At 68.4% G+C, this 12,638-nt stretch carries 10 protein-coding genes; 8 read left to right on the forward strand and 2 right to left on the reverse strand.

Annotated features, from left to right (window positions below):
• Window positions 1-8: 8 nt before the first annotated feature.
• A complete protein-coding gene (locus B7G54_RS25590; RefSeq protein WP_085041610.1) occupies window positions 9-1,268 on the forward strand; it encodes an MFS transporter in 1,260 nt (419 codons plus the stop codon).
• 37 nt (window positions 1,269-1,305) lie between these two features.
• Window positions 1,306-2,559, forward strand: a complete 1,254-nt coding sequence (locus tag B7G54_RS25595) for an arsenic transporter (protein WP_085041611.1) — start codon at window positions 1,306-1,308, stop codon at window positions 2,557-2,559.
• Between the two features lie 36 nt (window positions 2,560-2,595).
• On the opposite strand, the gene B7G54_RS25600 is transcribed toward B7G54_RS25595, so the two are convergent.
• A complete protein-coding gene (locus B7G54_RS25600; RefSeq protein WP_085041612.1) occupies window positions 2,596-4,701 on the reverse strand; it encodes a TonB-dependent siderophore receptor in 2,106 nt (701 codons plus the stop codon).
• Between the two features lie 442 nt (window positions 4,702-5,143).
• Window positions 5,144-5,845 carry a FadR/GntR family transcriptional regulator gene (locus B7G54_RS25605; RefSeq protein WP_034209092.1) on the reverse strand — a complete coding sequence of 234 codons (702 nt, stop codon included), beginning with the start codon at window positions 5,843-5,845 and terminating at the stop codon, window positions 5,144-5,146.
• A gap of 233 nt (window positions 5,846-6,078) precedes the next feature.
• Between B7G54_RS25605 and B7G54_RS25610 the strand changes: the two genes are divergently transcribed.
• The 6 genes from B7G54_RS25610 (at window position 6,079) to B7G54_RS25635 (ending at window position 12,633) form a co-directional block, all read left to right on the forward strand.
• On the forward strand, window positions 6,079-7,623 hold the full coding sequence (locus B7G54_RS25610) for a sugar ABC transporter ATP-binding protein (protein WP_085041613.1): 1,545 nt from the start codon (window positions 6,079-6,081) through the stop codon (window positions 7,621-7,623).
• Entirely contained in the window at window positions 7,616-8,647 is a 1,032-nt protein-coding gene (locus B7G54_RS25615; RefSeq protein ID WP_085041614.1) for an ABC transporter permease, read from the forward strand. Before B7G54_RS25610 ends, B7G54_RS25615 begins: the two co-directional genes overlap by 8 nt.
• Window positions 8,648-8,689: 42 nt before the next feature.
• On the forward strand, window positions 8,690-9,637 hold the full coding sequence (locus B7G54_RS25620; RefSeq protein ID WP_085041615.1) for an ABC transporter substrate-binding protein: 948 nt from the start codon (window positions 8,690-8,692) through the stop codon (window positions 9,635-9,637).
• Window positions 9,638-9,711: 74 nt separating this feature from the next.
• Entirely contained in the window at window positions 9,712-10,728 is a 1,017-nt protein-coding gene (locus B7G54_RS25625; RefSeq protein WP_085041616.1) for an aldo/keto reductase, read from the forward strand.
• A complete protein-coding gene (locus B7G54_RS25630; protein WP_085041617.1) occupies window positions 10,725-11,600 on the forward strand; it encodes an amidohydrolase family protein in 876 nt (291 codons plus the stop codon). The genes B7G54_RS25625 and B7G54_RS25630 overlap by 4 nt, the downstream gene beginning before the upstream one ends.
• A gap of 22 nt (window positions 11,601-11,622) precedes the next feature.
• On the forward strand, window positions 11,623-12,633 hold the full coding sequence (locus B7G54_RS25635) for a zinc-binding alcohol dehydrogenase family protein (RefSeq protein WP_039356079.1): 1,011 nt from the start codon (window positions 11,623-11,625) through the stop codon (window positions 12,631-12,633).
• Window positions 12,634-12,638 lie beyond the last annotated feature (5 nt).

Genomic DNA, 12,638 nt, shown 5'->3' on the forward strand with positions numbered 1-12,638 from the left:
AGGCGGCCATGAGACCGGCGCGCGCGCTCGAAGCGCTCAACTTCTTCCTGGCCGACGTGCAGGCCGGCATCGGCCCGTTCATCGGCGTCATCCTGCTGTCGCGCGGCTGGGGCGCCGATGCGATCGGCTCGGTCATGACGCTGGCGGGGCTCGCCGCGATGGCCGCGACGCCGTTGGCCGGCGCGCTCGTCGATGCGGTGCGCGCGAAGCGGGCGCTGATCGTCGTGGCGACCGCGGTGACGGCGCTTGCGTCGCTGGCGATGATGTTCGTCCACGGCTATCCGGCGGTGGCGGCGTCGCAGATCGTGGCGGCGGTCAGCGGCGCGGTGCTCGCGCCGGCCGCCGCGGGCGTGACGCTCGGCATCGTGCGCCGGCAGGGTTTCGACCGGCAGTTCGGGCGCAACCAGATGGCGAACCACGCCGGCAACGTCGCCGGTGCGGCGCTCGCCGGGTGGCTCGGCTGGCATGTCGGATTCGACGCGGTGTTCGCGCTGGTCGGCGTGTTCACGGTCCTCGCCATCGTGAGCACGCTGGCGATCCCCGGGCACGCGATCGATCACGCGTCCGCACGGGGTCTCGATCCTGCCGGTGCCGCACCGGGAACGGTTGCTGCGCATCCGCAGGCGTCGGACGCGGCGTCGCGCGTCGGCGGCCTGCGCACGCTCGCCGAGAATCGGCCGCTGGTGCTGCTCGGCGCGTCGCTCGCGCTGTTTCATCTCGGCAACGCCGCGATGCTGCCGCTCTACGGGATGGGCGTCGTCGTCACGCATCGCAGCAACGCGAGCGCATTCACCGCACAGACGATCGTCATCGCGCAGTGCGTGATGATCGCGGCGGCGTGGCTCGCGCCCCGGCTGATTCGCGCGCACGGTTACTGGCGGGTGCTGCTGTTCTCGTACCTCGTGCTGCCGGTGCGCGGGCTGGTCGCCGCGGCGTGGATGAGCGAAGCGGGCGTGTGGCCGGTGCAGGTGCTCGACGGCATCGGCGCCGGGCTGCAAAGCGTGGTCGTGCCCGCGCTCGTCGTTCACCTGCTGCACGGTTCCGGCCGCGTGAATGCCGGGCAGGGCGCCGTCGCGACCGCGCAGGGCATCGGCGCGGCGCTCAGTCCCGTGCTGGGCGGCGTGCTCGCGCAGCACTTCGGCTATCCGGCCGCGTTCGTCGTGCTGGGCGCCGTGTCGACAGGCTCGCTCGCGCTGTGGCTCGGTCATGCACGCTCGCTGAGCAGCGTGTGCGGCAAGCCCGCGGATCTATCGGCGACATCGTCGTGAAGGCGATGTCGATTCCCATCCCTCCGTCCACTTGCCCATGAATCCTGTTTCGCTTGCCTGGCTGATTTCCGCGCTCGCCACCGCGGGCGTCATCACGCGTCCGTTCGGTTGGCCCGAGGCCACATGGGCCGTGAGCGGCGCGCTGCTGCTGGTCGTGTTGAACCTGTTGCCTGCTGCCCAGGCGCTGGACGCCGTCGCGAAAGGCGGCGACGTGTACCTCTTCCTGACGGGCATGATGCTGCTGTCGGAGGCGGCCCATCGCGAGGGGCTGTTCGACTGGGTCGCGACGCACGTCGTGAATCTCGCGCAGGGCTCGCCGCGGCGGTTGTTCGCGCTGATCTACGGCGTCGGCGTCGTCACCACGGTGTTCCTGTCGAACGATGCGACCGCCGTCGTGCTGACGCCCGCGGTCCTTGCCGCCGCGCGCCGCGCGAAGGCCGACCCGATGCCGCTGCTGTACAGCTGCGCGCTCGTCGCCAATGCCGCGAGTTTCGTGCTGCCGATTTCGAATCCGGCGAACCTGGTGCTGTACGGCGCGCACATGCCGGCGCTCGGCGTATGGCTCGCGCACTTCGCGGCGCCGTCCGTCGCGTCGATCGTCTGCACGTTCGTGATGCTGCGGATCGTGCAGCGACGTGCGCTGTCCGGCCGTTGCGAGTCCGGGCTGCCGGTGCAGCCGCTGACGCGCGGCGGGCGCATCGCGCTGGCGGGCATCGCCGCGACGGCCGTCGCGCTGATGGCGGTGTCGGTCGCCGATCGCCCGCTCGGGTTGCCGACCGCGCTGGCGGGCGTCGTCACGGTCGCGTGCGTCGCGATGCGGGATCGAGCGGCGTGCGTGCCGATCGTTCGCGCGATTTCATGGAGCGTGTTGCCGCTCGTGGCGGGGCTGTTCGTCGTCGTCGAGACGCTCGACCGGACCGGCGCGGTGCGCGCGCTGGCGGGCCTGCTGCACATGCTGATGCAAAGCGGCGAGCACGTCGCCGCGGCCGTGGCCGGCGTCGCGGTCGCGCTGGTGTCGAACGGGGTCAACAACCTGCCCGCCGGGCTGATCGCGAGTTCGACGATCCACGCCGCGCACAGCCCGCAAACGGTGGTCGACGCGATTCTGATCGGCGTGGATCTTGGCCCGAACCTGTCGATCACCGGATCGCTCGCGACGATCCTGTGGCTGGCGGCGATCCGGCGCGAAGGGCTGCGAGTCGGTTTCCGCGAATTTCTCGCGGTCGGCGCGTGCGTGATGCCGCCTGCGGTGCTGCTCGCGCTGGGCGCGCGGTTCGTGATCGGCGGCTGACGCGCGAGGCGCGTCGCGTCAGCCGTCCCGGCCGCGCTAGAACGAGTACGCGAGCGACGCGAACAGGCTGCGCGGCGCGCCCGGCGTGACCCACAGGCTGTTGTACGAGCTGACGTAGGTGGTGCGATTGAACAGGTTGTTCAGCACGACCGACGCACGCAGGTGCTTGTTGACCTGCACGTAGCCGTTGAGCTGCACGGTCGCGTAGGCCGGCAGTTCGAAGCCGTCCTGCGTGTTGGCCGTGTTGCCGGCGCGGCGCCCGACATAGATCACGCCGGCGCCGGCACCGGCCTTGTCCGCGAACGGCAGGGTGGTCTCGTACATCAGCAGCGCGCTGCCGCTCAGGCGCGGTACGTCGACGAGGCGCGAGCCGGGCGCGAGCACGGTATCGCGCGTGACCTCGGCGTCGACGTACGCGAAGTTCGCGATGCCGCGCAGGCCGTGCCCGAGGTCGCCGCTCCATTCGAATTCGACGCCGCGGCTGCGTACTTCGCCGGCCGCGCGCGAGAAGCCGGCATTCGCCGGATCGGCGGTGAGCACGTTGCGCTTGGTCACGTAGAACGCCGAGACGGTCGTGAGCGAGCGCGCGCCCGCCCATTTCGCGCCGGCTTCGTAGCCGTGGCCTTTCTCGGGATCGAACGCGTTGCCGCCGACGTCGGCGCCGTTGTTCGGCCGGAACGAATACGCGGTGTTCGCATAGAACGACCACGCGGGGCTCATTTCATACACGACGCCGATACGCGGGCTCACCGCGGTCTGCAACTGGCTCGTCGTCACGCCCTTCAGGCGGTTGTCGATCGACTGGTGGAAGCGATCCCAGCGCAGCCCGGCCAGGATCTTCCAGTGCGGCCCGAACGCGAGCGTGTCCTGCGCGTAGACGCCTTGTCCGTCATCGCGTTCGAGCAGGTTGGTCGCGGTGCGCGGCGTCGGCGCGGGCTGGCCGTAGACCGGATCGAAGATGTCGATCGCATACGGCGCGGCGGCACTCGGCGTCGAGCGCGCGACGAACTGGTCGTAGTTGAAGCGATACGCGTCGACGCCCATCACGAGCGTATGGCCGATGCCGCCCGTGCGGAACGAGCCGGTGGTTTCGACGCGGCCTTGCAGGTCGTTCGAGTGAAACGCGACTTGCCGGTAGCGGCGCCATAGCGTGCGGCCGTCCGGCTGCAACGCGAATGCCTCGGACGAGCGCCCCGTCAGGTCGGTGTTGCGTTGCGCGACGCCCGCGTTGATCGACCAGCTTGAATCGATGCGATGCTCGAGCGTGAACTGGTGGCCCGTGTTGCGCACGTCGTAATCGCCGTCGCGCGGCTCGCCGAGGAAGCGCGACGCGGGGATCACGCCGAGCTGGCCGTTGACCGCCAGCACGCCGCGATCGAGCGGCGCACGCTGACGCGCGCTCTCGAATTCGTAGTGGAGCGTCGTGTCCGCGCCGATGTCCCACGTGAACGACGGCGAGAACAGGTAGCGTTTGCTCGACACCGTGTCGCGGAAGCTGCCGTTGTTCTCGTTCATCGCGACGAAGCGGTATGCGAGCGATTTCGTGACGGGGCCGGTCGAATCGAGCGTCTGGCGCAATGCGCCGTAGCTGCCGGCCGACACGCCGATGGTGTTCGCGCGCGCAAACTGCGGCTGCTTCGTCGTATAGCTGATGATCCCGCCCGGATCGCCGCGGCCATACAGCGCGGACGCGGGCCCCTTGAGCACTTCCATGCGCTCGAGGTTGACGGTGTCGCGCGGCACGCTCATCCCGCGATTCCACGAAAAGCCGTTGACCAGGTAGTCGGTGCCGGACGTGTTGCCGTCGCCGGCGAAGCCGCGCACCGCGTAGTTGTCCCACAGGCCGCCGAAGTTGTTCTGGCGCGACACGCCCGCGACCCAGTCGTAAAGATCGTCGCCGCGCGTGGCGGCCACGGTCTGGATCAGCTTCGTATCGACGCTGCTGACCGCGAACGGAATCTCCATCACGTCCGCCTCGCTGCGCGTCGCGCTCGTCGATTCGCGCGTGCGGAACGGCGCCGTCGCGCGTTGGGCGGACACCTCGATGGTGGGTAGCGCCGTTTCCTGCGCGTCGGCGGCGCCCATGCCGGCCGTGCCGACGACGATGGCCATCGGTGCGGCCGCCCAGTTCCTCCTGCTCATACCCCTCCTTTTTTGTGTGATTCGCGTTCGGGCACGGCGGGCGGCCTCGCGCCGACATCTGTGTTCCAAACAGTACATTTGCGCGGCAATTTAATGCAAATGAGAGGCATTTGCAATCGTAATTTCAGGATGGGCGATGGGCAGGACCGCCGACGGGTGCGGCGATAGTCTCGGAAGATGTGGGGGCCCGGCTTACACGACATTCCGGGCTGCCGGAATCCGCTTCGCCGCGCGGCAAGTCGTCGATCGGCAATGTTCAGTTCGTCGCGTCTTGCGCCGTTCGATTTCCGCGAGTCGACGTCAACCGATGTAACGCCGGCGCGCGTCGCGGCACTTTTTTCGAATCACGCATCGACGGATTTCATGAAAATCGACGCCGTCCCGCCGTCGTGATGCCGTGCGTTTTCCAGTGACGACGAGCGTGCCGGTACCCATGCGCGGCTCAATCCGGATCGGCTTTCAGCCCACCCTCGATCCACCGCGCTTCCGACGCGCGAAGATGCGCACGAATGGCCGTCTGCGCCGCGATCGGATCGCCGGCTTGCAATGCGAGCAGCACGTCCTCGTGCTCGCGCACGGCGGCCGTCCACGTCTGCGGATTCTCCGCGTGGCCGCGCATCGCGGTCGCGATCGGGTCGTGGCGGCTGTCGAACAGCTCGCCGACGAAGCGGGTGAGCACCGAGTTGCCGGCGGCTTCCGCGATCAGCATGTGGAACTGCCGGTCGGCTTCGACCGGGGATTTGCCGGCCTCCGCGAGCCGCTTCATGCGCTGCACCGTGCGGCGCAGTCGTTCGAGCATCGCAGCCGTCATCCGCGCGGCGGCCAGTGCGGCGACGCTGCCTTCGACGGCCGCGCGAGCCTGCATCAATTCCGACGGACTGTCGCCGAGCGTGGCCATCGGGCCGACGGCGTCGGCCGCGGTGTCGCGCACATACACGCCGGAGCCCATCCGGATCTCGATCTGGCCGCCGATTTCCAGCGCGATCAGCGCCTCGCGAAGCGACGGACGCGATACGCCGAGCGTCAGCGCCAGCTCGCGCTCCGGCGGCAGCCGCTCGCCGATCGCGAATTCGCCCTGACGAATCAACGCGACGATCTGGGCCGCGACCGATTGGTAAAGCCGCTTGGGTTCTGTCGATTTCATCCGATTGATTGGGATCAATGCGCTTTGGGCGCAAGCGCGTGTCGCGGAGTCTATCACGCTTGCCGCATTACCCCGTGCGGCGGGGCGTTCATCCAGATGTCCGGGTTTTCACCATTGGTAAGATCAGATGTGAATAGTTAAATTGGCTTGACCAAAAGTGGTTTGATTGCTGTAATTCATCCAAATTGGACTGACCAGATAGCGCCGAGGTCGATCCAACCCAAGGAGACGCAATGGCAATGCCTCGCAATCTGCCCGGTCAGGCCGCGCACGATGAATCGGACCGGGAGATCCTGCGCCTAGACGGGATTCGCAAGCGCTTCCCGGGCGTCCTCGCGCTCGACGGGATTCGCCTCGACCTGCGCCGCGGCGAGGTGCATGCGGTGTGCGGCGAGAACGGCGCGGGCAAATCGACGCTGATGAAGATCATCAGCGGGCAGTACCTGCCCGACGACGGCGTCGTTCACTATCGCGGCGCGCCGGTGCGCTTTCGTTCGGCCTCCGAAGCGCAGGCGGCGGGCATCTCGATCATTCACCAGGAACTCAATCTCGTCCCGCACCTGAGCGTGGCGGAGAACCTGTTCCTCGCGCGCGAGCCGCGGCGCGGGCCTTTCGTCGATACGAAACGCATGAACGCGGATGCGGCGCGCTGCATCGCGCGCATCGGGCTGAACGTGGCTCCGACGACGAAGGTCGGCGTGCTGTCCATCGCGCAGCAGCAGATGGTCGAGATCGCGAAGGCGCTGTCGCACGACGCGCGCGTGCTGATCATGGACGAGCCCACGTCGTCGCTGACGGAAGCGGAAACGGTGCAGCTCTTTCGCATCATCGAGGAACTGCGTGCCGGCGGCGTGGCGATTCTGTACATCTCGCACCGGCTCGACGAAATGGCGCAGATCGTCGATCGCGTGACGGTGCTGCGCGACGGGCGCCACATTTCGACGGACGATTTCGCCGACGTGAGCATCGACGACATCGTCGCGCGCATGGTCGGACGCACGCTCGACGACGCCTATCCGTCCCGGCAATCGGTGCCGACCGACGAGGTGCTGCTCGACGTGCGGGACCTGCGCCGCGACGGCGTGTTCGGGCCGGTGTCGTTCGCGCTGCGCCGCGGCGAGATCCTCGGTTTCGCGGGATTGATGGGCGCCGGGCGCACCGAGATCGCCCGCGCGATCTTCGGCGCCGATCGCTCCGACGGCGGCACGATCGCGCTGCACGGCCGGCCCGTGACGATCCGCTCGCCGCGCGAGGCAATCCGGCACGGGATCGCGTATCTGTCGGAGGACCGCAAGACGGAGGGGCTCGCGCTGCCGATGCCCGTCGCGGCGAACCTCACGCTCGCGAACGTGCGCGGCATCACGTCGCGCTTCGGGTTCCTGCGCTTCGACGACGAACTCGACGTCGCGCGCCGCTACGTGCAGGACCTCGCGATTCGCACGCCGTCCGTGCACCAGCGCGTGCGCAACCTGTCCGGCGGCAACCAGCAGAAGGTCGTCATCGGCAAATGGCTCTATCGCGGCTCGAAGATCCTGTTCTTCGACGAGCCGACGCGCGGGATCGACGTCGGCGCGAAATTCGCGATCTACGGGCTGATGGACCGGCTCGCCGCCGATGGCGTCGGCGTGGTGCTGATCAGTTCTGAGCTGCCGGAGCTGCTCGGCATGACCGACCGGATCGCCGTTTTTCACGAAGGTCGATTGACCGCGTTTCTCGACACGAAACACACCAGTCAGGAGGAGATCATGCACTATGCGTCGGGGCGTACCCATGCTTGAAATGACATCGGATCGAAGCCAGGCCGACGAACGGGCGGCGCGACAGCGGCGGCGCGACCTGATCCAGAAGTTCGCGGCGCTGGGCAGCCTGGTCGTGCTCGTGTTCGCGTTTTCGGTATCGAGCGCGGCGTTCTTCTCGGTCGACAATCTGATGACCGTCGGCCTGCAGGTGACTTCCATCGCCTATCTGGGCGTGGCCGCCACCTGCGTGATCATCACGGGCGGCATCGACCTGTCGGTCGGCTCGGTGCTCGCGCTGGCCGGCGTCTGCGCGGCGCTGCTGGTCAAGGCCGGCGTGCCGGTGCCCGCCGCGATGGCGGCCGGGATTCTGGTCGGCGCGCTGTGCGGGCTCGTCAACGGCATCTGCGTGACGCAGATGGGCCTGCCGCCGTTCATCGCGACGCTCGGCATGATGCTCGTCGCGCGCGGCATCGCGCTCCAGATCACCGGCGCGCGGCCGGTATCGGATCTCGGCGACGCGTTCGGCGCGCTGGGCAACGGCGCGCTGCTGCGGATCTCGCGCATCGGCGCGGACGGGTTCCCCGACACGACATTTCCCGGCATTCCGTATCCGGTCGTGATCATGGTCGTGCTGTTCGTCGTGGTGTCGGTGCTGCTGTCGAGAACGTCACTGGGCCGCCATATCTACGCGGTCGGGTCGAACGCGGAAGCGGCCCGGCTGTCGGGCGTGAACGTGCAGGGCGTAAAACTCTTCACCTACGTGCTGTCCGGCGCGCTCGCGGGCGTGACCGGCTGCGTGCTGATGTCGCGGCTCGTCACCGGGCAGCCGAACGAGGGCGTCATGTATGAACTCGACGCCATCGCCAGCTCGGTCATCGGCGGCACGTCGCTGATGGGCGGCGTCGGGACGATTTCCGGCACGGCGATCGGCGCGTTCGTGATCGGCGTGCTGCGCAACGGCCTGAACATGAACGGCGTATCGAGCTTCATCCAGCAGATCATCATCGGCGTCGTGATCCTCGGCACGGTGTGGATCGACCAGTTGCGCAATCGCCGGCCCTGACCGGCAGCAAGCAGTCCCCACCAACGAGAAGCGGAGCGAGACATGAACAAATCCATCCTGCTGGCGGCCTCGGCGTGCGTGTTCGCGGTGTGCAGCAGCGGCGCGTATGCGGCGGGCGGAGAGATCGCGGTGATCGTCAAGACGGTCAATTCGAACTACTGGCAGAACGTGCAGAAAGGCGCGAAGGCGGCGCTCGACGGGGCCAAGGGCTACACGATGACGTTCCAGGGGCCGGCGGCCGAGTCGGACATCAGCGGCCAGGTCAACATGGTCGACAACGCGGTCACGCGTCACGTGGCAGGCATCGTGCTCGCGCCGTCCGATCCCGATGCGCTGGTGCCCGCGATCAAGAAGGCATGGGAAGCGCACATTCCCGTCGTGCTGATCGACTCGGCGATCGCGGACGCCGGCAAGCCGTACTACCAGGCATTCCTGTCGACCGACAACGAGAAGGCGGGTGCACTGTGCGCGAAGGCGCTGATCGACCGCGTCGGGCAGTCGGGCAAGATCGCGATCATGTCGTACGTGCCGGGCGCGGGGTCCGAGGTCAGCCGCGTCGGCGGGTTCCGCAAGTACATCGAGAGCCATTCGAAGCTGCAGGTCGTCGGCCCGTACTACTCGCAATCGCAAATGGCGACCGCGCTGAACCAGACGACCGACGTGCTGTCGGCGAACCCAGACCTGAAGGGCATCTTCGGCGCGAACGAGCCGACCGCGGTCGGGATGGGCCGTGCGTTGAAGCAGTCGGGCAAGGCGGGCAAGGTGGTGGCGATCGGGTTCGACGGCAACGAGGACCTGCAGGGCTTCGTGCGCGACGGCACCGTACAGGCGATCGCCGTGCAGGGCTCGTGGCAAATGGGGAACCAGGGCGTGCGTACGGCGCTCGACGTGATCGAGCGCAAGCCCGCGCCGAAGCTGATCGATACCGGCGTCGTGATGGTCGACAAGCAGAACCTCGATTCGGAGGCGGCGAAGAATGTCCTGTACTGAGCGGCCCCGCCAGCCGCCCGCGCGCGGGCGGCGACCGGCGGCCGTGCCTCTTTTTTCGCATCCAGTCACGACTCATGAACGCAAACGATACGCGCACATTGCCGCGCAGCGGGCTGACGGTGTCCGCACTCGGCCTCGGCTGCTCGCAGCTCGGCGGCCTTTATCGGCCGATGTCGGCCGCCGATGCCGCCGCGCTCGTCGACGCCGCGTGGGCGGCCGGCCTGCGCTATTTCGACACCGCGCCGTATTACGGCTACACGCTGTCCGAGCGGCGCGTGGGGGCGGGGCTCGCCCCGCGCGAGCGTCGCGCCTTCACGCTCAGCACGAAGGTCGGGCGGCTGATGCGGGCCGACGCGAGCGTGCGGCCGGGCGACGACGGCTGGGCGGAGCCGCTGCCGTTCCGGCCGGTCTACGACTACAGCTACGACGGGATCATGCGCTCGCACGACGACAGCCGGCAACGGCTCGGGCTCGCGCGGATCGACATGCTGTACGTGCACGACATCGGCGCGATGACGCACGGCGATCGTCACGCGCACTACTGGGACCAGTTGACCCGCGGCGGCGGGCTTCGCGCGCTGGATGCGCTGCGCTCGGGCGGCGAGATCGGCGGGTTCGGTCTCGGCGTGAACGAATGGGAGGTCGCGGCCGACGCGCTGAACGAAGCGGCGCTCGATGCGGTGCTGCTGGCCGGCCGCTATACGCTGCTCGAACAGACGGCGCTCGAACCGCTGCTCGACGCGTGTGCCCGTGAAGGGACGGCGATCGTGATCGGCGGCGTGTTCAATTCCGGTTTGCTCGCCGGCAACGGCAAGTTCAACTATGCGGACGCGAGCGCCGACGTGATCGACAAGGCGACGCGGCTCGGCGCGCTGTGCAACCGCTTCGACGTGCCGCTTCCGGCCGCGGCCTTGCAGTTCCCGTTCGGCCATCCGGCCGTCGTGTCGTGCGTGGTCGGCGCGCGCAGCGTGGCTCAACTGAAGCAGAACATCGCATGGTTCGAGCGCCCCGCGCCGGCCGAACTGTGGGATGCGCTGCGCGACGAAGGGCTGATCGATGCGCACGCGCCGGTGCCGGGAGCACGCGCATGACCGCACGGATCGACGCCCATCAGCATTACTGGCGCATCGGCGCGCGGGCCGGCTGCTGGCCGCCGGCCGAGCTCGATGCGATTCACCGGGATTTCGGCCCCGCCGATCTGGCGCCGCTGCTCGACGCCGCGCGCATCGACACCACCGTCCTCGTGCAGTCGCTGCCGAGCGAAGCCGACACGCGCTTTCTGCTCGATCTCGCGGCTGAAACGCCGAGCGTCGGCGCCGTGGTCGGCTGGGTCGACCTGAAGGCCGACGACGCACCCGCGCGGATCGCGGCGTTCGCATCCGCGCCGAAGGCGCGCGGCTTGCGACCGATGCTGCAGGATCTGCCCGACGACGCGTGGATCGACGATCCGCGGCTGGATCGCGCGGTTGCCGCGATGCTCGAGCACGGGCTGCGCTTCGATGCGCTGGTGATGCCGCGCCATCTCGATGCGCTGCTCGCATTCGCGCGACGCCATCCGGATCTGCCGATCGTGATCGACCACGGCGCGAAGCCGTTCATCGAGCGCGGCGAGATGCAGCCGTGGCTAACGTCGATGCGCCGGCTCGCGAACCTGCCGAACCTGCATTGCAAGCTGTCCGGCCTCTGGACGGAGGCCGGGCCGTCGGCCGGCCCGGATGCCGTGCGCACACGCACGCGGCTGTATGTCCACGCGCTGGCCGATCTGTTCGGGCCGGCGCGCTTGATGTGGGGCAGCGACTGGCCGGTGCTTAGGCTGGCGTCGGCGTGCGGCGGCTACGGCGAATGGCTGGCCGCGTGCGAGGACGATTGCGCGCAGTCGCTCGGCGCCGCGGCGCTCGACGGCCTTTTCGGCGGCAACGCGCGCCGCTTCTACCGGATCGACACCGCACGCCACGACGAATGAACCAGAACGAAAGGAAACCGACATGCTCAGCGTGATTTGCGAATCCCCCGGCGTGCTGCGCGTGCAGCATCGCGAGCTGCCCGTGCGCGGCAGCGGCGAAGTGCTGTTGCGCGTGCAACGGGTCGGCATCTGCGGCACCGATCTGCACATCTTCACCGGCAACCAGCCGTACCTCGACTATCCGCGCGTGATGGGCCATGAGCTTTCGGCGGTCGTCGTCGAGGCGGAAGCCGAATCGGGGCTCGGCGCCGGCGACGCGGTGTACGTGATGCCGTATCTGTCGTGCGGACACTGCGTCGCCTGCCGGCACGGCAACACGAACTGCTGCGTGAACATCAAGGTGCTCGGCGTGCATCGCGACGGCGCACTCGCCGAATACCTGAGCGTGCCCGCGCAGTTCGTTCACAAGGCCGACGGCATTTCGCTCGACCAGGCGGCGATGCTCGAATTTCTCGCGATCGGCGCGCATGCGGTGCGGCGCGCGGACATCCGCGCCGGGCAGCGCGCGCTGGTCGTCGGCGCGGGGCCGATCGGCATGGCCGCGATGATCTTCGCGAAGCTGCGCGGCGCCGACGTCACGTGCCTCGACACGCGGGCCGACCGGCTGGCGTTCTGCCGCCAGCATCTGGCTGTCGATGCGGCGGTGGAGGTCGGGGAAGGCGACGCGGAGCGTCTCGCGTCGTTGACGAACGGCGAGTATTTCGACGCGGTGTTCGACGCGACCGGCAACCTCGATGCGATGAATCGCGGTTTCGAATTCGTCGCGCACGGCGGCAAATACACGCTGATCTCGATCGTGCGCGGGCATGTCGCGTTTTCGGATCCCGAATTCCACAAGCGGGAAACCACGCTGCTCGCGAGCCGCAACGCGACGGCCGAGGATTTCGCGACGGTGCTCGACGCGATGCGCGCGGGGCGCATTCCGGACCGCGCGCTGAACACGCACCGGATGCGGCTCGATGAGGTGCCGGACGCGCTGCCGCGTTTGCTGGATGCCGGGCAGACCGTCGTGAAGGCGCTCGTCGAATGCTGATCCGT

The sequence above is a fragment of the Burkholderia puraquae genome, assembly GCF_002099195.1.
GTDB lineage: Bacteria > Pseudomonadota > Gammaproteobacteria > Burkholderiales > Burkholderiaceae > Burkholderia > Burkholderia puraquae.

Excerpts from the sequence above, each read along its gene's own strand:
- B7G54_RS25620 (WP_085041615.1), top strand. The coding sequence starts at position 8,690 with ATGAACAAATCCATCCTGCTGGCGGCCTCGGCGTGCGTGTTCGCGGTG.
- B7G54_RS25615 (WP_085041614.1), top strand. The coding sequence starts at position 7,616 with ATGCTTGAAATGACATCGGATCGAAGCCAGGCCGACGAACGGGCGGCG.
- B7G54_RS25605 (WP_034209092.1), bottom strand. The coding sequence starts at position 5,845 with ATGAAATCGACAGAACCCAAGCGGCTTTACCAATCGGTCGCGGCCCAG.
- B7G54_RS25600 (WP_085041612.1), bottom strand. The coding sequence starts at position 4,701 with ATGAGCAGGAGGAACTGGGCGGCCGCACCGATGGCCATCGTCGTCGGC.
- B7G54_RS25590 (WP_085041610.1), top strand. The coding sequence starts at position 9 with ATGAGACCGGCGCGCGCGCTCGAAGCGCTCAACTTCTTCCTGGCCGAC.
- B7G54_RS25595 (WP_085041611.1), top strand. The coding sequence starts at position 1,306 with ATGAATCCTGTTTCGCTTGCCTGGCTGATTTCCGCGCTCGCCACCGCG.
- B7G54_RS25625 (WP_085041616.1), top strand. The coding sequence starts at position 9,712 with ATGAACGCAAACGATACGCGCACATTGCCGCGCAGCGGGCTGACGGTG.
- B7G54_RS25635 (WP_039356079.1), top strand. The coding sequence starts at position 11,623 with ATGCTCAGCGTGATTTGCGAATCCCCCGGCGTGCTGCGCGTGCAGCAT.
- B7G54_RS25630 (WP_085041617.1), top strand. The coding sequence starts at position 10,725 with ATGACCGCACGGATCGACGCCCATCAGCATTACTGGCGCATCGGCGCG.
- B7G54_RS25610 (WP_085041613.1), top strand. The coding sequence starts at position 6,079 with ATGGCAATGCCTCGCAATCTGCCCGGTCAGGCCGCGCACGATGAATCG.